21 protein-coding genes and 1 pseudogene are annotated in these 17,884 nt (G+C 67.3%); 11 read left to right on the top strand and 11 right to left on the bottom strand.

Annotated elements, in window-relative coordinates; translation table 11 throughout:
* Positions 1-121 precede the first annotated feature (121 nt).
* A pseudogene (locus tag ABGB14_RS41145) lies at positions 122-361 on the top strand (integrase core domain-containing protein); the annotation flags it as partial.
* Positions 362-385: 24 nt separating this feature from the next.
* On the opposite strand, the gene ABGB14_RS41140 reads toward ABGB14_RS41145, so the two are convergent.
* Positions 386-586 carry a hypothetical protein gene (locus tag ABGB14_RS41140; protein ID WP_347649289.1) on the bottom strand — a complete coding sequence of 67 codons (201 nt, stop codon included), beginning with the start codon at positions 584-586 and terminating at the stop codon, positions 386-388.
* Between the two features lie 217 nt (positions 587-803).
* Between ABGB14_RS41140 and ABGB14_RS41135 the strand changes: the two genes are divergently transcribed.
* Both ABGB14_RS41135 and ABGB14_RS41130 read left to right on the top strand, forming a co-directional pair.
* The gene (locus ABGB14_RS41135; protein WP_347649288.1) at positions 804-1,247 is read left to right on the top strand and encodes a DUF6228 family protein; all 444 of its coding nucleotides are present in this window, start codon (positions 804-806) and stop codon (positions 1,245-1,247) included.
* A 233-nt stretch (positions 1,248-1,480) separates the two neighbouring features.
* Complete coding sequence (locus tag ABGB14_RS41130; protein WP_347649287.1) at positions 1,481-1,621, top strand: hypothetical protein; 141 nt, start codon at positions 1,481-1,483, stop codon at positions 1,619-1,621.
* 195 nt (positions 1,622-1,816) lie between these two features.
* On the opposite strand, the gene ABGB14_RS41125 is transcribed toward ABGB14_RS41130, so the two are convergent.
* Positions 1,817-2,329: a DUF6461 domain-containing protein gene (locus tag ABGB14_RS41125; protein ID WP_347649286.1), complete on the bottom strand. Its 513-nt coding sequence runs from the start codon at positions 2,327-2,329 to the stop codon at positions 1,817-1,819.
* Between the two features lie 852 nt (positions 2,330-3,181).
* On the opposite strand from ABGB14_RS41125, the gene ABGB14_RS41120 reads away from it, so the two are divergent.
* Positions 3,182-4,459, top strand: a complete 1,278-nt coding sequence (locus tag ABGB14_RS41120; protein ID WP_347649285.1) for an aspartyl protease family protein — start codon at positions 3,182-3,184, stop codon at positions 4,457-4,459.
* 110 nt (positions 4,460-4,569) lie between these two features.
* Here ABGB14_RS41120 and ABGB14_RS41115 read toward each other — a convergent pair whose 3' ends face one another.
* A complete protein-coding gene (locus ABGB14_RS41115; protein ID WP_347649284.1) occupies positions 4,570-5,070 on the bottom strand; it encodes a hypothetical protein in 501 nt (166 codons plus the stop codon).
* Positions 5,071-5,557: 487 nt separating this feature from the next.
* On the bottom strand, positions 5,558-6,460 hold the full coding sequence (locus ABGB14_RS41110) for a LysR family transcriptional regulator (RefSeq protein ID WP_347649283.1): 903 nt from the start codon (positions 6,458-6,460) through the stop codon (positions 5,558-5,560).
* Positions 6,461-6,648: 188 nt separating this feature from the next.
* Here ABGB14_RS41110 and ABGB14_RS41105 point away from each other — a divergent pair, with 188 nt between their 5' ends.
* From ABGB14_RS41105 to ABGB14_RS41095, 3 genes are all read left to right on the top strand, one after another.
* Positions 6,649-6,954: a DUF1330 domain-containing protein gene (locus ABGB14_RS41105; RefSeq protein ID WP_347649282.1), complete on the top strand. Its 306-nt coding sequence runs from the start codon at positions 6,649-6,651 to the stop codon at positions 6,952-6,954.
* Positions 6,955-7,252: 298 nt separating this feature from the next.
* On the top strand, positions 7,253-7,633 hold the full coding sequence (locus ABGB14_RS41100) for a hypothetical protein (protein ID WP_347649281.1): 381 nt from the start codon (positions 7,253-7,255) through the stop codon (positions 7,631-7,633).
* Positions 7,634-7,949: 316 nt separating this feature from the next.
* Positions 7,950-8,507: a DinB family protein gene (locus ABGB14_RS41095; RefSeq protein WP_347649280.1), complete on the top strand. Its 558-nt coding sequence runs from the start codon at positions 7,950-7,952 to the stop codon at positions 8,505-8,507.
* 186 nt (positions 8,508-8,693) lie between these two features.
* On the opposite strand, the gene ABGB14_RS41090 is transcribed toward ABGB14_RS41095, so the two are convergent.
* Entirely contained in the window at positions 8,694-9,362 is a 669-nt protein-coding gene (locus tag ABGB14_RS41090) for a Type 1 glutamine amidotransferase-like domain-containing protein (RefSeq protein ID WP_347649279.1), read from the bottom strand.
* 168 nt (positions 9,363-9,530) lie between these two features.
* A complete protein-coding gene (locus tag ABGB14_RS41085) occupies positions 9,531-9,911 on the bottom strand; it encodes a nuclear transport factor 2 family protein (RefSeq protein ID WP_347649278.1) in 381 nt (126 codons plus the stop codon).
* An 88-nt stretch (positions 9,912-9,999) separates the two neighbouring features.
* Between ABGB14_RS41085 and ABGB14_RS41080 the strand changes: the two genes are divergently transcribed.
* Entirely contained in the window at positions 10,000-10,791 is a 792-nt protein-coding gene (locus tag ABGB14_RS41080) for a helix-turn-helix transcriptional regulator (protein ID WP_347649277.1), read from the top strand.
* A gap of 166 nt (positions 10,792-10,957) precedes the next feature.
* Here ABGB14_RS41080 and ABGB14_RS41075 read toward each other — a convergent pair whose 3' ends face one another.
* The 3 genes from ABGB14_RS41075 to ABGB14_RS41065 all read right to left on the bottom strand — a co-directional run bounded on the left by ABGB14_RS41075 (position 10,958) and on the right by ABGB14_RS41065 (position 13,391).
* Positions 10,958-12,190: a riboflavin synthase gene (locus tag ABGB14_RS41075; protein ID WP_347649276.1), complete on the bottom strand. Its 1,233-nt coding sequence runs from the start codon at positions 12,188-12,190 to the stop codon at positions 10,958-10,960.
* Positions 12,191-12,480: 290 nt separating this feature from the next.
* Positions 12,481-12,843: a hypothetical protein gene (locus tag ABGB14_RS41070; RefSeq protein WP_347649275.1), complete on the bottom strand. Its 363-nt coding sequence runs from the start codon at positions 12,841-12,843 to the stop codon at positions 12,481-12,483.
* Positions 12,844-12,848: 5 nt separating this feature from the next.
* Positions 12,849-13,391 carry a helix-turn-helix domain-containing protein gene (locus tag ABGB14_RS41065; protein WP_347649274.1) on the bottom strand — a complete coding sequence of 181 codons (543 nt, stop codon included), beginning with the start codon at positions 13,389-13,391 and terminating at the stop codon, positions 12,849-12,851.
* 239 nt (positions 13,392-13,630) lie between these two features.
* Between ABGB14_RS41065 and ABGB14_RS41060 the strand changes: the two genes are divergently transcribed.
* Entirely contained in the window at positions 13,631-13,762 is a 132-nt protein-coding gene (locus ABGB14_RS41060; protein ID WP_347649273.1) for a hypothetical protein, read from the top strand.
* 36 nt (positions 13,763-13,798) lie between these two features.
* On the opposite strand, the gene ABGB14_RS41055 is transcribed toward ABGB14_RS41060, so the two are convergent.
* Together ABGB14_RS41055 and ABGB14_RS41050 are read right to left on the bottom strand one after the other, a co-directional pair.
* Entirely contained in the window at positions 13,799-14,722 is a 924-nt protein-coding gene (locus ABGB14_RS41055; RefSeq protein WP_347649272.1) for a slipin family protein, read from the bottom strand.
* A 221-nt stretch (positions 14,723-14,943) separates the two neighbouring features.
* A complete protein-coding gene (locus ABGB14_RS41050) occupies positions 14,944-15,693 on the bottom strand; it encodes a hypothetical protein (RefSeq protein WP_347649271.1) in 750 nt (249 codons plus the stop codon).
* A 440-nt stretch (positions 15,694-16,133) separates the two neighbouring features.
* Between ABGB14_RS41050 and ABGB14_RS41045 the strand changes: the two genes are divergently transcribed.
* On the top strand, positions 16,134-16,901 hold the full coding sequence (locus tag ABGB14_RS41045) for a helix-turn-helix domain-containing protein (RefSeq protein WP_347649270.1): 768 nt from the start codon (positions 16,134-16,136) through the stop codon (positions 16,899-16,901).
* 225 nt (positions 16,902-17,126) lie between these two features.
* Positions 17,127-17,447, top strand: coding sequence for a GYD domain-containing protein (locus ABGB14_RS41040; RefSeq protein WP_347649269.1), 321 nt, complete (start codon positions 17,127-17,129; stop codon positions 17,445-17,447).
* Positions 17,448-17,884: the final 437 nt, after the last annotated feature.

Here is a 17,884-nt window from a genome sequence, read left to right as displayed (position 1 = left end):
AAACCGCTCTGGAAGCCGTCGCCGCTCGCGTCCGGCACCACGAAGAGCAACTCCGCCGACTCGCTACTCGAGTCGGCTGAAAGCGTTAACCGGCCAACGCAAGGAACCGGGGCCATTAGCCGGATAAGCGCTCGACAACGCCCTGATGGAATCGCAGATCGGCTTGTACAAGACCGAGCTGATCAAGCTCCGAGGTCCCTGGCGCAGCCTGGCCGACGTGGAACTGGCCACCGCCGAATGGGTGGCCTGGTTCAACACCACCCGCCTGCACTCAGCCATCGGCCACCTCCCGCCCGAGAAGTTCGAGGCGATCTACCACGCTCAGCACCATCCCAACGAAGCCCTACCAATCAACCGCTGAGGTCTCCACCAAAGCCGGGGCGATTCAGGTCAGATCGGCCGTGGTCAGATGAGCGGCGGGGCGTTCGAGAAGCTCCTGCGTTGCCAGAGTGCTCATACCCCATTCCTCCAGCAAGGAGGCCAGTTCGAGGACCGGTTCGGCGTCGAGGCCGCCGTCACCCAATGCCGTGTAGATACGGCCCCTCAACTGGTCGACCACCCGTTTGGCTTGCTCTTCGGAGTGCACGCTGCAGTGTTTCCTACTGCATGAACCCAGACAAGCAAGATCTTCATGTGGTATCGACGATGCACGACTGATCCGGGTCGCTGTCGTTCCCTTGTGAGCGGCCGACAACAGACGGGATGATCTCTGTGCAGGCGAACTGTGCGCGGGTGCGCAACACTGTGATCTCGGCAGGCACACGAACTGATCGCCGCCGTGAACCAGAGTTGGAGCAGTCATCGTGGAGCGCTTGGAAGCTGAACGTCCAACTTCAGAGGTCGAAATACCAGGCCCAGGAGTGACTTTCATCAGGCTCGCGCAGTGCGAGCGTCCACACGACGACGCCTTGATGTTCTTCCTTGCTCAGGCCGAGTCAGCTGGGCTTCACGCCGAGGTAGCCGTGGAAACCATCATGGGAGACGGGCTCGCCGACTTCCTTGAGAACCTGGTGACCGACTTCAGAGGATGGAGCGGAACACGGACATGGACCTCCCATAGAGCTGATCTTCAGCTGGAAGCCATCCACTCTGGTCACTGGGTGGATCTCCGCTGGACCCTTCGCTTTCCGAACCCGAGCGAAGATCCGGACGACATGTGGTCCGCCACAGTTCGCACCCCGATTCTCCCTGGAGAGGCCTTGACCAATCTCGCGCGAGAGGTTCGCAGCTTCCTCTACGACGAGTGAGCTACGCACACCGAGGCCAAGCCTGTGATCGTCGTGCCATTAGCATGCCATTAAGAGAGGTAATGAGGGGTCAACCACGGTCACTCACGACCGACCTCAGGCCCAGGTCAACGCCTCTACAAGCCAAGATCCGTGCAATTCCCAAGCTGATAGCGCGGGAAGATGCTCTTGTGGGAGATCTCTGGGGTGCCATTGATGATCACATCGTCCATGGACGTATCCTTCCGGTCCTGATGATCATGCGAGACGAGTTCGGTGACATGATCCATGAGGCTATCGACAGGTTCGCCGAGCGCTACGAGTACCTCCGGGAGGTGCGGCCCGATGACTTCACGAAGTCTCGCGAGGAGTACGGGCAGGGCTTCTACTCCTAGGAAACCGTTGAGGCGTGGTCGGGTCGGGTTGCAGTTTGGGTTGCAGTTCACTGCCGCATCAGGTCGTTCCAGGAAGACCGGCAATGGGCGTTGGTCCAGGCGGGACTGTCCTGAACGATGGCCCTCCGAACTGCTAATGCGGTTTGGTCGCTTCGTTGGCCTGCTGCGTCTGCGATGGGCCGACAGCAAGGTGCCTCAGTATTCGAAAACGCCATGGGCGGCCACCACGTCACTTGACGCGTTCGGCCGCACCTCGGTGATGCGCTCGGCCAGCAGCAGCGCAGCGGCGAGCCCGCCCTCCGACTTGTCGCCGGCCAGCCCGAGCTCGATCCGGTCGGCCAGGTAGTCTTCCGGGATGCCGTCCTCGTCGCCGCCGTACAGCGGATCGAAGGTGAGGATGTTTCGACCGTCGGCGTAATGGTCGAAGGACGCGACCCTGTTCACGTTGACGAAGACACTCGCCGTGACCGTCCCCGCCGACAAGGGTCGTAGCACCTCGGGCAGCGTGCCCACGAAGCCGTTCGACTCGCTCAGAATGGTCCCGCCCTCGGCCGACCGGGCGCGGATGAGCCCTTCCTCGAAATCGCCTTCCTCGTCATCCCCGTCGTACACGTCAATGCCAAGGCGGGCCAGCGCCTCGTGCGGGGTGAGACCGCGGACAAAGGTCGCACAGAACGCGTCGTCATCGAGCCAGTCATAGCCGCTCATGGGTGGGGATCCTGTTCTCGCGGGACAGATCTTGGAGATGATGGCATGCGAGTCCGACGAAAAGTTGGCACGACGACCTTGAGAGACGGCACCGGGCTCCCTGCTCAGCGACACGCAAGTCCGTAACGTGTGGTCGTGCGGGACGTGACCGCGACGGTAAGACCAGCAGGTGAGGATGCTCACGACGTCTACTGGATCTTGAAATCCGGCGTCGGTGACGTCGAGGCTGGTGGCGCGAAGGGGTGATCGTACCTGCCTTCGCCTCGCGGGATATACGCTGGATGATCTTCTCCGGTAGCGGAAAAGCGAGAGTCGAACCCGGAGGTCAGGGGCCTGATGCAGCTAGGAACGTCGACCCGCTGTACAACCGTCGGCTCAGCCTACGCAAGTTCGAACCTTGCACCTGCCACCAGCGGTAAGTGCAGGTCAGAGGCCCTTCGGGGCCTCTTCTGCGTTTCAGGGGCATGCAGCCAGATGCCCCCGTGAGCAGCCCGTTGTCGCAGGTCCCGGAATATGCCCGGAATGGATCACGGGCGATTTCCCTGGTCGGGGGCCTTGATCCGGAACATTTGCGGATCGCGTGCTCCTGGGAGCGTATGGGGAACGGCGAAGGGTCCCGGTGGCGTTCCAGGACCCCTTCGACGTCGTGACGATCACGCGGCGAGGGCGTCCTCAATCCGCTTGTTGGCGATCTCCTGTTGGCCATCGAGGCACTTGGCGTAGACCCTGAGGAGCACGTCCACGCCGTGCCCGGCTCTCTCGGCTACGTCCGGGGCGCCAAGAAACGCTCCGGAAACAGAGATCCGTGTTGGGTGGTCTGCCATCCTCGCCACAGAACGTCAGGAGCATGGCATGGCCCTTACCGACGATTTCCCCGCCTCCAGCCGGCGCGCTTTCCTGCGCGGAACCGCCATGATGGCGGCTGCCGGGATGGTCCTCCCCTCCAGGGGCACGGCGGCCGCCGCCGTGAAGGATCCCGACCAGTTGTTCAAGAAAGGTGAGTTCGACGAGGCCGCCCGGGGCTACCGGCGGCTGCTGAGCAAGAATCCCAAGAATGCGCACGCTGCCGCCCAACTGGGCTACATAGCCCTGCTGTCCAACCGGTTCGCCGCAGCCGAGCGCTACCTGTCCACCGCCACGGCGCTGGATCCCGGCGACGTGGCCTCGCACCAGCGGCTGGCCGAGTGCTACGTGCGACAGGACAAGCTCACCCGCGCCATCCCGCTGCTCAAGAAGACCGGCAGCTCGCGCGACGCCGCCTTCGCCACCTTGTACGCTCACCTCACCGGGACGCCCTGGCAGATCCACGGCGCATCGAGCACGCGTGCCCCCTTCGTGTTTCTGGATCCTCTGCCCACCATCGAGGCTTCGGTGAACGGTAGAGCGGGGAAGTTCTTTCTCGACACGGGCGCGACGCTCGGTCTGGCGCAAGAGGTCGCGGAAGAGGCGGGGCTGCGCTCGCTGGCGACCGTGACGGGGGTCGGCAGCGGTCAGCAGATCACCATACACCTGGGCATCCTGGAGTCATTCCGGATCGGCGAGATCGAGATCCGAAACCTACCGGTGCAGTGGAACGAGGGGCACGGAATGGCACTGCCCGACGGATCGCAGCCGGCGGGGAGTATCGGCACGACGCTCTTCTACCACTTCCTGACCACGATGGACTACGCCGGGCAAGCCCTGGTGCTGCGGCGCAAGTCCGCGGCACCAGGGCGAGGGTCCGGCCGGGTCCCGCTATGGCTGGCCGGAGACCACTTCCCGTGCACGCTGGGAAGCCTGGGCGACTACGGGCCGCACATCGTCACCGTCGACACCGGCGGCGTGGGCACCGGCATCAACACGACGGTGGAGTACGCCCAGCGGGCCGGCCTCACGGTGGACTACGATCACCCGAACGAGGTGAACGGCGTCTCCGTCTACCCGATCAGGCCGGACCGGATCAGCCTGGGCAAGGCGATCGGGCGCAACGTCCCCGGCAACGCCGCCGAGAAGTTGTTCCCCGGCTATCCCAGTCCCGGCCAGGCCGACCAGTTCGGGTTCGAGCCCATCGCCAACTTCACCCACGAGTTCTTCAAACCCTTCGCCCTCACCTTCGACTTCGCTGGCATGAACATTTTCATCACCCGCTGATGAGCCGCCGGCAGCGCTGAGGGAGGCGTGAGGTGTGCGGCGGTCGCACCCGGCCCGTCCCGCTTCGGCCGAGCAAGGCGGCCACCATCTACATGACGTGACGGTCGCCGTCACAGGCCCCCATTGTCCCGGAGTCGGCGGCGGTTGCCGCACGTCACCACATTGACCACGGCGGGAACCATGCCGTCCACCACGACCGGCAGGATCAGCATGCCGTTCGCGCCGTTCGCCGTCAGCCAGGGCAGAGTGCCCTCGGGAGCGACGTGCGGCGGCGGCGAGCCGGCGGGGAACGTCTTCAGCAGAGGCCGTCTGCGCCGCGCGGCCTTGACGAAGGCGTTGGCGACGGGAAGCTGTTCCTCGCTGTACGGCGGCAGCCGCTGCATGCCGGGGCGCGCGGCGGTGCCCATCCGCTCGACGACGAACGGGGCGCCTCCGTACCGCTCGCCGGTCAGGTCGGTGACGAGGTAGACGCCGCAGCCGTCGGCGAGCTCGGGCACGATGACGTCGGCCGCCTGGGCGATCGGCTCCCTTGTCAGCCCACCGTTGATCGCGGCCGGGTACAAGTACGCGCTCTCCCTGCGCACGGCGATGCGTAACCGCGCAGCGTTCACCGAGAATTTGTTCCGGCTCCGTTACTCGGGGCTGCCCGCCGAGGCGATCTACGGCCTGGAGCGGGCCGCGGGAAACGCGCGCTGGCGGCCGGGCGCTGTTTCCCGGCCGGCACACGCATCGACACCGGGCACGGCCCGCGGAAGATTGAGGAGATCCAGGTCGGCGATCGAGTCTGGGCGGCTGATCCGGCGACAGGCAAGCGCACGCTGCGCCACGTCACCCGGCTGTTCCACCGGACGGTTGACACGCTGGTGAAGATCACAACGGTCAGCGAGGGGCATCGGTTCTGAGTGCAAGCCAGGGGTGGCTCTCCTCACAGGAGCTCCGTCCCGGCGGCGCGCTCCAAAACCCGTCCGGCGGGGCGGAGCGCGTCCTCGCGGTCCAAGGCCGACGGGCCGATCGACGTGTACAAACGTACTCCGCCAGCGCTCGTGAAGGATTCGGCCTCGCCACCGCAGGCGTCCGTCTCGCTCGACCTCTTGCGCGTCAGTCCGGCAGCCAGTGCCGCTCGTGCGCCAGGGTTTTGGCGACGGCACGGATGCGGCGGTGTAGCGGCGACTGCTCGCGTGGGAGGACCAGGTGGATCGTCAGGCTGGGCGCGCCCCGCAGCGGTCGCCAGGTGAGACCGGCCGGTTGTGCCGTGACCGCGGCTTCTCCGGCCGGGGCGAGGGTGACCCCGTCGCGCAGGTCGCGCTGAGAGATGTCGAAAGAGACTGCGGGCGTGGTGAATCGGGGGTGTGGTCGGATGTCTCGGAACAGTGCGGACAGCTGATCGTGGATCACGGGGTTGGCCGCACGGTCCGGGAGTCGCAGCGGATACGCGGCCGCGTCGGCGATCTCGATCTCCGGGTATTCGGCCAGCGGATGATGCTGCGCCAGCTGGACCCCGACGCGCATACGCCGCAGCAGGAACCGGCGCACGCCACGGCCCGGCTGTTCTCCGCGGGTGATCCCGGCATCGATGCGGCCGTCGGCGACCGCGGGGGAGATCTCCGGTGTCGCCATCGGGACCGCGCCGACCTCGAGTCCGCTGTTGCCGCGAATCAGCCTGTCCACCAGGGCCGGTGCCGTCTCGGCCCCGGCGCTGAGGCTGTATCCGATGCGCAGCGTGCCCAGTTCGCCGGCCGCCGCGCTCCGGGCGGTGTCCCATGCCCGGTCCAGCGCCGCCAGCGCGGGCGGCGCGGACTCCGCCAAAGCCGCACCGGCCGTGGTCAATGCGACGCTACGCGTGTTGCGGACCAGCAGGGCCGTACCGAGTTGCGCCTCCAATCGGCGCATCCGGGCGCTGAGCGCGGGCTGTGCGATACCGATCCGTGCGGCCGCGCGGGTGAAGTTCAACTCCTGCGCCAGCACCAGGAAGTACCGCAGGCTCACCGTATCCGGCGCCACGTGCCCTCCCTGCCGATTGATAACGATCCGTTCTGAGTCTAGCCCGTACTGGTCTTTCCCTCGACCGCACATCAAGCCCTAACCTGCGCATATGACGATTCAACTGACCGCAGTACCGGTCGCCGGGATCGATCGTTCTGAGTGTCAATGCGAAGTCGGACGTGTCCGGCCCAACACAGGAGGTTTCCATGGCTAAGGGCTACTGGGTCAGTGTCTACCCCGCCCTTTCCGACCCTGAGAGGCTGAATGCCTACGACAAGCTGGCCGGTCCGGCTGTCCAGGCTGGGGGCGGGCGCACCCTGTCCCGGATCCCGTCCCGTGGCGGTCGAGTCGTCGCCCACGAGGCCGGAATCACGCAACGCGTCGTTCTGATCGAGTTCGACAGCTTTGAACAGGCCGTCGCGGCATACGAGAGCGAGGCATACCAGAAGGCGCTGGTGGCCCTCCCCGACGGCTTCGAGCGCGACTTCCGCATCATCGACGGCATCGACTGACCGGCGGGCCCCGCCATCGCTGAGCATCCGTCACCTGATACGCACACGGTGCTGAACGACGACTCACGAGACGAGTTCGAAGCCATGCCCCGCGTCCCAGTTCGTCGTCGACGTCCTCGACGGCCTGAAGCCTGTCGGGCGGATCGAAGAAGCGACGCGACGTCCAGGGCGGCTCGTGCTCCAGGATGCACGATCAGGAAGGTCATCGTCCGGAATTGGCTCTTCCTGATCGTCGAGGTGCAACAGGGCAGCTTCCCAGATATCGACCTGTCCGGCCCTGATCCGCGACAATCATGCTGTGCGTCTCTTCTTGAGGTCGGCCTTGGCAGGGTCCGCAGTTGCGGCCTTACTGCTGCTTTTCCTCCACTGGCCGACCACCGACTCGGATTCCGAGCTCAAGTTGGCAGTGGCGTTCGCGCTGGCGCCCTTCCCGCTCAGCATGGTGGCTGCGTGGTCGGCCCGTCTGCCCTACTGGCCGGCCGTTGGTCTGACGGCCCCCTTCGTCATGTTGGCGGTCGTCGTGCTCCAGCCGGCGTACGACTCTTGGGTGTACGACGAGACACTTGCGTTCGGCTTGCTAATAGGGGTCCCCGTGGTGGTCGGCTTCATGATCACGGCCCTGCTCAGTGCCCTGGTCGCCGGAAAGACCGCACGCCCGGCAGGAGGAGACACGGTGTAGGGCGCAATTGGAGGCCCGGTCACCGTGTTCAGTATTCCGGCTGTTCCGGTCCCAACAGTGGCCGTGCGATATGCGTGCAATGATCATTAGCCTCATGGTCGCGGTACAAGGCCCTGTCGCAGGTAGAAGGCTGTTCCTCCACCGCAACGGTCACGAGCTGTAGATCGTCGGTTCAGCCTGCGCAAGTTCGGACCTTCCACCTGCCACACCACAGCCCCAGCGCCATCTCCCGTTGCGGTACGCTCTCGCGGCCCACGGCCGGTGACGGCGTCCGAGAGGGTCGCAGCCAGGTCTCCGTTGTATGTAGCGTGCGGAAATGACAAGAAGCGAGCGACTCGCGGACCAGCTGGACCGGCACTGGCACAAGAATTTGCTGCCGCGGCTGCACGGTCTTGCCGATGAGGAGTACTTCTGGGAGCCGGTGCGCGGCTGCTGGAGCATCCGCCCACGTGGCACGTCGGCCGCACCGATGTCGGCAGGTTCGGGGGAATGGACGATGGACTACGCGTCCCCTGACCCGGTGCCGGCGCCGGTGACCACGATTGCCTGGCGGCTGGCGCACATCATCGTCTCCTGCCTGGGCTATCGGGTCGGATGGCACTTCGGCGGCCAGGACGTCGACTTTCAGACATTCGCCTACGCGGGGACCGCTGACGAGGCGCTGAAACAGCTCGATGAGATGTATGGGAGATGGAACGCGGGGGTCCGCGAGCTCTCGGACGCTGAGCTGGAGAATCCGCCCACGGTGGGTCCCGAGCGATTTCCCATGGAGGGCATCGTCCTGCACGTCAACAGGGAGCTGATCCATCACGGCGCCGAGATTTCCCTGCTGCGCGACCTCTACCGCTGGCAGGACGTACCGCGCCGAATGTGACTTTCCGGTAATCGGCGATCGAGCTTCTGAAACCTTCGTGGACTCCGTGACGCTCCGCGGCTGCGAGCTTCTGTGAAGCTGCGCCCTCTTGAAGTAGCTGGTCAGGGCGGTGGCGTGAGGATCGTTCGGGTGGTCATGCTAATGCATGAGAGGGGCGCCTCGCTCACTCGCGGCCGGCGTCGGTGGCTAGGAGGAAAGTGACCTCCAGTGCCCCTCGGAGACGACCTCGACGGTGCCGTCGGTCACCTTGATGGCCGTCTGGTCGTCGATGGCGTACGCCGGACCCGCGATGTCGGCGGCCCATCGCTCGGCCGCCGCCATGGTGTTTCCCGGCATGAGCTCGTGACCCAGGTGCGGGAAGATCGAGAAGTCGACGAATCCGAGGGTGAGGTCGCTTCCGGTGGGCGGCGTCCATTCGACGAAGTAGTCCCCGATCCTGGGGGTCATCACCATGCTTCCGGCGCTCACCCCCACCCAGACCGTCTCGGGCAGCGACGGCAGGAGATCCGCTATCCCGGACTGCCGCATCCAGTGGCACAGGTACGTGGCATCGCCGCCGTCCACCAGCAGGACGTCAGCCTCCCGGACCCAGGGGACCCAGCGGTCCTTGCCGATGCTGGGCAGCGCGGTGAGCTCGAGGACGCCCACCGACTTCCAGCCCAGGCCGCACATGGGCGCCGGGCTCTGTCCGGCGATGAAGCGCCAGGCCGAGGCTGGCGTGCACATGGGGTGGCCATACTCCGCCGTAGGGATGCAGAGGGCACGGGCGTCGGCGATCGGCTTGCCCAGCAGGTCGACCAGCGCATCACGGATGCTCGTGTTCGTGACGCCCCCGGACGTGAGAAGAAGCTTCAAGATGCCTCCCGATCAGAGCGCGATGGAGCAGTGTGACCTGTAGACCTGGAAGCACTGCGAGACTCATCGCGCCCGTGCACCCAGGAGCGGAACCGGTCGTAGGCGGTGGACCGCCATCGCCCGGGCATCGATCTCGATCGAGGCGGATATCTGCTTCATGCCGTCCGCTCAGAACATCCCGTAGGGAATCTGCGCGGCCTCCGGCACCGGCTGGACGACATCCCAGTGTTCGACGATCTGCCCGTCGATCATCCGCCAGATGTCGACCACGGCGATGCCGCGCGGGTCGTCGTCCGTGGCCATGTGGTAATGCATCACCACATGATCGTCGTCGGCGATGACCCGTTTGAGGTCGAGCCGGGCGCGGGCCACGGGGGCCTCGGCTATGAACGCGATGAAGGCCTCTCGCCCGGAGGGGTTTTCCGGGCTGTGCTCGATGAAGTCCTCGTGCAGGAGGGTTCGGAGCACATCGGTGTTGCCCGCCGCGAACTCGGTGAAGCCGTGGACGGCGAGTTGCCTGTTGCGTGCGGCCTTGCTGCTTTCGCTCATGCGGCCACCGTCGCAGCAGCCGCCCGGCCCTGTCGATTACATGACATGTAATCGCGATGATCGACGAGGCGGGGCGATAATCGCTCGCATGACGCACGACCGGCCAGTCGGCGAGTTGCTGCGCGAGTGGCGGCACCGCAGAGGGCTCAGCCAGTTAGATCTGGCGATTCAGGCGGAGGTGTCCGCCCGGCATGTCAGCTTCGTCGAGACGGGGCGGACCATTCCCAGCAGCGCGATGGTGTTGCGTCTGGCCGAGCATCTGGGCGTGCCGTTGCGGGAACGCAACCGCCTGCTGGTCGCGGCCGGCCACGCGCCCGGCGTCCGGGAGCGGCCGCTGGACGATCCGCATCTGGCCTCGGCGCGGAAGGTCCTGGAGCAGATCCTGCGGGGGCACGAGCCGTATCCGGCGCTGGCCGTGGACCGTCGCTGGAACATGCTGATGGCCAACACGGCGATTGACGTCTTCCTGGAGGACGTCGATGCGTCGTTGCTGCGGCCGCCGGTCAACATGATGCGGCTGGGCCTGCATCCGGGCGGGTTCGCGCCGAGGGTGCGCAACCTCGGGCAGGTTCGCGCCTACCTGCTGCCCCGGCTCGCCCGCCAGGTGGCGCAGACGGGTGATGCGGAGCTGAGCGCGCTGTATGAGGAAGTCCTGACGTACGGTCCCGAAGGTGATGCGGCGCCGCTCGATCCCGCCGACCTGGCGCTGCCCATCCGCATCCGCCATCGCGGCGTGGAGCTGTGTTTCATCAACACGGTCACGACGTTCGGCGCCGCTTTCGACGTCACGCTGGAAGAGATAGCCGTCGAGGCGTATTTTCCCGCCGATGACGACACCGCCCGATTCTTTCGGACAGGAGCCGGAGGACCCTCTGAATGAGGGGGGCCAGGCACGTTATGGCTGTGCAGGTCAGTTAGGCAGCGTCTCGCGGAATTCCCATCGCGTTCGGTGATCCGGGCGCCCACCTGCTCGCTGAACGGCTGCGCCCGCAGCACCGCGTTGGCGTATTCCACCGTGAGCTCGAAGGCGCCGGCCACGTCGTGCCTCACAGCCACGTACGCAGATCGTCGATGTCGACCAGCGGCAGCCCCCAGCGCAGGGCGGACGCCTCCAGATCCGCCGCGCCCGCCATGGCGCCGTCGCGTTTCATCACCTCGCAGCAGACGCCCACCGGCGGCAGGCCCGCGGCCAGGCAGAGCGCGACGGTCGATTCGGTATGCCCGGCGCGCTCCCGCAAGAGGCCGGGCCGGGCCGCGATCGGGATGACGTGACCCGGCGAGGTGAAGTCGGCGGGCACGGACTCGGGGCGGGCGAGTTGCCGTACGGTCGCGGCGCGTTCGGCGGCGCTGACTCCGGTGCCGGTGGAGGCGGCCAGGTCGACCGGGGCGTGGAAGGCCGTACCCTGGCGATCTCCCGAACCCGCCAGGGCCGGGATCTCGAGCCGTTCCAGGACCTCCGGTGCGCACGGGACGCACGGGTAGCCGTACACCTCCGTCAGCAGGAAGGTGAAGGCGGCGGGACGCAGGTTCGCGCCGGCGAAGATGACGTCGCCCTCGACCTCGCGAGCGGGATCCCACACCATGACCGCGCCGCCGGCGGCGACCTGCCGCACCGCCTTCTCCACGCCGGTCCGCCCCGACAGATGCCCGGCCCAGCCCAGTGCCGCGACGGCGCGCGCGACGTGGGCGCTCGCCGAGGCGGGGCCTGCCGCCGCCAGACGGCTCACCACGTCGGACTCGATGTTGACGCGGTCGCCCGCGGACAGCGAGGCCAGGGTCGTGCCGGCGAGAGTGGAGGGGATCAGCGCCACCGAGAGGCGGTCCTTGACGATCTCGGCCACGGTCAGGCTCACGCCGTCGACCGCGATGGAGCCCTTGGCGGTGATCTTGCCGATGAACCGTTCCGGTGTGCGGATCCACACCCGCCGCCCCAGCCCCGGGCCGTCGTCGACGCGTACGACCTTGCCCACCCCGTCGACGTGGCCCTGCACCAGGTGCCCGTCGAGAGGGTCGCCGACCGTCAGGGGAGTTTCCAGGTTCACCCGCCGCCCCGGAGCCCGCAGCTCGTCGAACGTCGTCCGGCGCCGGGTCTCGGTGCTGATCGACATGCTGATCAGGTCGCGCTCCACGTGCTGGGCGGTCAGGCGGACCCCTGCGACGTTCAGCGAACCGCCGGCGGCCAGCCGTCCCGCGCACTTGGCCGCCCGGATGCCGATGTCGTCCGCGCCGACGGATTCGACCACGCCGATCTCGTGAACTCTGCCGGTGAACATGCTCATCCCCTTCATGCTGGCGTCGGCCGCGTCCGCCGCGGCCGATGGCGTCAGGGACCGTCATCGGGGTCCGAGAGGGGGCGGGGTTTCACCGCATGGCTCCGGGATCGCACCGGATCGTTCCTCCGCCGGGAGGAATCGGCGGGCTGTCACCGCCGCACCTGGAATCGCACCGCTTTCACGATAACCGCCGTCCGCGCCGATGCCCAGGTTCATGCGAGTGATCGGGCCCGGCACGGCCGTCCGCCGATCTCGGTGCTCCGCCCCTGAATCCGGCGCCGACGGCCCGAGGACGGTCACGCGGCCACGCGCCGGATCTCCTCGACGAGCCGGCCGGCGTCCGGCACCGACAGGACGACCTCGTCGAACTCGCCGCCGGAGCTCGCGCGATCCAGGATCAGGTGGGCGCCGGACTGGTCACGGTTGGCCGCCACCAGCTGGCGGGGCCCGCCGAACAAGCCCCAAACGCCGATCTTGGTGTGGCCTGACACCGCGAGGCCCTTTCTCGCGCCACGGGCGACGCGCAGCGGCTGGTGGGTGACGACCGCCTGCCGTACCGCATGAGCGGGAATGAGCTGCCGGGACCTGCCGGTGAACATCCGCTCCCAGCGTCCGAACTCGATGGTGATCAGACCGTCAGTGATCATGACCGTGGCCATGGGTGTCATCCCTTCGTCAAGGGGAGAAGAATCGTCGCCAGCAGCCGGGGCGTGCGATTCCCTCCCGCCTCGTTCGCCAGCAGGGGCTGCACCAGCTCGGCGAAGCCCTGCGCGAAGCGCACGAACTCCTCCTCGTCCAGATGCAGCACCACCTGCTGGTAGCCGACTCCGTCGGCCGGCAGGTCGATGTGCTCCCTCGTCAGGTAGCGCGAGAACTCCGACAGGAGCATGGAGACGAACGCGGTGAAATACCGCGCGTGCTCCTCCCGCGACGCGGCGGCCAGCGCCTCGGGGGTCGGGGTCAGGCCTTCCCGGGGCAGCGCGTAGACGCGCTCCGTCGCACCGCCGACCTTCCGCTCTTCCACCACATCCAGCAGCCCGGCCTTGGCCAGGGCGGAGATCTGCCGGTAGAGCGTCGCCTGCGGCACGTCGGGCAGCAGGCCGGCCAGGTCGGACGCCGTACGGCGGGCACCGGCGACGGCGACCAGGATCCGGATGCGGACGGGGTGAAGCGCCAGCTCGGCCCACCGTTCAGTCGAAACACTCACTCGACTACGTTATCAGTATCGAGAATGAGAATGTACCCGTCCTGTGGGGCCAGGATTCGAGCGAGCAGGTCCGGGCGTTGCAGGGGAGGCCGTGGCCGCGTCCCGCGGCCCGGGCCGGGGCCGTACCACGCGACCGGCGGCGCCCTCGATGTCGGGTAGGTGGCACCAGGGCTGCTCGCGTGCGGGGTGTCCATCCGCCGGCCCGGGACATGCGACCCGCCGAGCGGCCCCGGGTGTATGTGGCGTTGACGACCGCCGACACCGTCGTGATCCCGAAGGGCGCCGACGCGGCGGCATGGGCTGCGGCGATCGGCGTGATCCGCAGGCCCGCGCCGCCCCATGAGGGGCGATTCCTGGACGCGCCGGGCTGAGCCGCGGCGGTCCTGGGCCCTCAAGCAGCTGATGGTCTATGGAGTGCGCGAGGCGCCGTTCTCTGTGGCCGATTCCGCGGCGGCACGTTCGAAGGAACGCCCTGACGGGCCCAGTTCGGGCGTGGCGGAGCTCGTCACGGCCGGCTGCCTTTCAGGCTCCTCCTCCGAGGAGCCGGCGGGCCGCTCAGCGTCCTGCGCTACCGGAGCGCTGTTCGCGGAGCGCTCGAAGAAGCGCAGGAGCTCCACGGGCACCGGCATGACCAGCGTGGAGGTCTTCTCGGCCGCCACTTCCACCATGGTCTGCAGCAGGCGCAGCTGCAGCGCGCCGGGGGCCTGATTCATGATGGCCGAAGCGTCGGCGAGCCTCTGCGCGGCCTGGAACTCCCCGTCCGCGGTGATCACACGAGCCCTGCGCTCCCGCTCAGCCTCGGCCTGGCGGGCGATGGAGCGCTTCATGCCCTCGGGAAGGTGGACATCCTTGATCTCCACGCGGTCGATGTGGATGCCCCAGCCGAGCGCGGGGCTGTCGATCATCAGCGCCAGGCCCTTGTTCAGCTCCTCGCGGTTGGAGAGCAGGTCGTCCAGATCGCTCTTGCCGATGATCGAGCGCAGTGAGGTCTGGGCCACCTGCTCGATCGCGAACAGGTAGTTCTGCACCGCGATGGCCGCCCGCATCGGCTCCTCGACCCGGAAGTACGCGACGGCGTCAACCTCAACGGAGACGTTGTCACGGGTGATGCCTTCCTGCGTGGGCACCGGCATCGTGACGATCTGGATGTTCACCTTCTTCATCCGGTCCACGACCGGGATCAGGAAGGTGAGTCCTGGCGGTCGGATCTCCCGCTGAGCCTTGCCGAAGCGGAAGACCACGCCCCGCTCGACCTGATTGACGACTCGGACGCTGACCACCAGCCCGACCATGAGCATGATGATCAGCGCGATCACGATATTGGTGATCATGGCATGCCCCTTCCAACTCAAGGGTAGATCCGGGCATCCGCATGCGTCGGTAATGCCGGCGTCAAGACCTGGTCAGCGGCATCGGCGCGGGGGCCTCGCCGCAGGCCGCCGAAGCTCGGGACCACCGCGCTCTGGCCGGCGAGCTCCCGAACGGGCAGGTGATGGTCACCGAGCGGGCCAGCCACCAGATTCCACGTCCCGGCAGGCGGACAACGGTACGGCTATCCCTGCTGTCCTTGCGTGAGCGCGATGGCCTCGGCCGCCAGTTGCTTTGCCTGCCGCGTCATCGGCAGGATCCGTTCCGCGGGGACGTATCGGCGCCTGGAGTGTGTCCACAGCAGGAGCATTCCGAACTCCGGGTCGAGGCGCCAGCCGTCGAAGTCGGATTCGAGGAGCAGGCGGCGCGTCTGAGGGGCGAGCCCGGCCTGTACGTGGCCCGCGTCGTCGGCGGTCGTCAGAAATCTCTTGTCGAAGGCGTTGTCGCCGGTCCGGAACACCTGGCCGGGCCGCCATCCGTCATGAGGTTGTCCCTTGCTCGCCGCCTGCGCCCAGAACGGCACCTGGGGCAGCGGGATGGCCCACACCGTGTGCAGAAAGACCAGGGATGCCCGCCCGGCGCCGGAAGCGTGCCCGGCGACCCAGTCGAAGATCCGTACCTGATGCCCCTCCGAGGCGCCTTCGAGGACGTGCATGATGCGCGAGCCGACTTGCAGGCGCGTCGGCTCCGCCCTGACCAGTTGGCTCGTGATGATGTCCTGCGCGGTTCCGAGCGCGCGTGGAAGCCGTTGTACGAGCGGGACCAGCTCGTTGTTCTCCGGCGTGAACGACCAGCCTTGGCTCGCGGCCAGCTCGGTCATGGTCTTCACCCGGCGCGCCATGACCCGGCGCCCGCGGACCCGGGGCACGATGATGGAAGCGATGATCAGCAGGATCACCCCCACAACGACGACCTTCGTCACCACTTCGCCCATGGTCTTCACGTCCCCTCAAGGACAATCACGTCCGTATGCAGACTCGGCACAGTGAGTACCGGCCTCTTAGAATCGGAGCCCGCCCGCCACGGGGTCCAGTCGTTTCGGCTCCAGCCGAAATGCGATATGGGCCCTATGTGTCAGCTAGGCTGGGCGACCGTCCCGCAGGAAACGGTGCACGAGGCGGGTGCGGAACAATGCTGCGGCTTGTGTTCACGCCGGACGATGTGGCACGCGTGCGGATCGCCGAACACCTCGATCCGATGTGGGAGATCGTGCTGAGCCTGCACCAGTTGGGTGCGCGTCATTCTCGTCATGATCCCTACCGCAACTGGGCTGCTTGGATCCGGTCGGTAGCGCGCGACAAAGTCGCTCCTGCGGCATCCGAGTTGTACGAGATCGTGCCTCCGAAACGGTATTTTCCCGACTTCATGACCCCGGTGCCGGTAAGCGTCAGCCTCGACGAGGGCATCGACGCCGTGTTACACGTACGGCGGGCACGCCTGCGTGCGGAGATGGCCAGGGCGACCGGTACGGGCCAGCGGTCATCCTGGCTGGCCGGGGTCGCCGCCGGCCGGCCACGGCACCTGCGCAGGCTGGCATCCGCCCTCCGTACGTATCACGAGCACGCGCTGGCGCCGTTCCGCGACCAGATCCTTCACCAGGCCGAGGCCCACCGCCGCGCCGTCACTCAATGCCTGGCCGGTGGTGGCGTACACGCCCTGCTGGGGAACCTGGGCGCGGGCATCCGCTGGAATCCCCCCGTCCTGTCGGCCCCCTACCCCGCCGACCTCACCGTCGACCTCGCCGGCCGCGGCCTGACACTGATCCCCTCGTTCTTCTGCCGAGGCGCTCCGGTGACCCTGGCCAACGTCGAACTCGACCCGATCCTCGTCTATCCCCTGGATCCGCCGCAGCACTGGATGCAGCCGGACCACTGCGGTGATGGCGTCGACCGGCACCTCGCCGCGCTCATCGGCAGACCGCGAACCGCTCTGTTGCGGGCGCTCACCTCCCCGGCGGGCACGTCGCAGTTGGCTGCCCGTACCGGAATGTCTCTTTCCTCGGCGAGCGAGCACACGGCGATCCTGCGCAACTGCGGCCTGGTGGCCTCGACCAGGAACGGCAGGCACGTGGTTCACAGCCTGACCCCGCTCGGCCGGCATGTCCTCGCCGGTGGCCTGCCCGTGGGGCAGGCGGGAAGCTGACGTAATCACATCATTCGGCCGGCGAGTGCCACGGCGGCCTACCGGAGACGCTCGGGTGGACGGCGCTTCCACGAGCTGCGATGGGACCGGGTGGCATGGGGCTGTGACGGGGGAAAACCAGTACAGCGGGTGGGATTACCGTCACCCTAAGCCGAGAACGTCGACCCCGTGACCGCGATGGCCGCCTCAACGCAGGAGCGGCGGCACGAGGAGAGGGAGTCGACCATGCCCAAGTACCTGATTCAGGCGACCTATACCGCAGAGGGCCTCAAAGGCGTGTTGCACGATGGCGGCACCGGACGTCGGCAAGCGGTGGAGCGCATGGTGGAAAGTGTCGGCGGCCGGGTCGAGCAGATGTATTTCGCGTTCGGGGACACGGACACGTACGTGATCCTCGACCTGCCGAACAACGCGACGTCGGCCGCAGTGGGACTCACGATATCGGCGACCGGGGCGGTACGCACGAAGACGGTCGTCCTGCTGGCGCCGGAGGAGATCGACGATGCCGCGCGGATGGAGGTGGCGTACCGGGCTCCTGGCGCGTGACGCCCGGCGTCAGCTTGCGCGCGCGCCACCGGAGGATCGGCGGGCGGAGACGGCCGTGCCCAGCCTGCGGAGCAGCGCGCGTACGCGTTCTCCGTGCCGTCGCCACCAGGCGCGGGCCCAGACGGACTAGAGGAACACCACCGAGGCGGTGACCACCAGCGCGTCCGCGAGGCCGGCCGCCGAGGCGGCCCGCGCCAGGAGGGCGTTCACCGCCGTCCCCGAGAGGTAGACGGTCATCCGGATCCGGCGAAATCGGTGGCGGGTAACCCGTGCCGCGAGCGCCTGGCGGTGTATCCGTCGTCAATGAACTGTGCAGGCTCCGTTAAGGACAGCGTGCACGTGCTGCGGCATGCTGAAGACAAAGCCGGCGGGGGAATCGGCCCATGTCCATGGCGATCTCCGGGGGCGGCTCCTGCCGGAGCAGATGTAGCCGTACT

The sequence above is a fragment of the Nonomuraea sp. B10E15 genome, assembly GCF_039871615.1.
Classification (GTDB): domain Bacteria; phylum Actinomycetota; class Actinomycetes; order Streptosporangiales; family Streptosporangiaceae; genus Nonomuraea.
The sequence above is the reverse complement of the archived record's forward strand: the minus strand, read 5'-3'. Positions and strand labels throughout refer to the sequence as shown.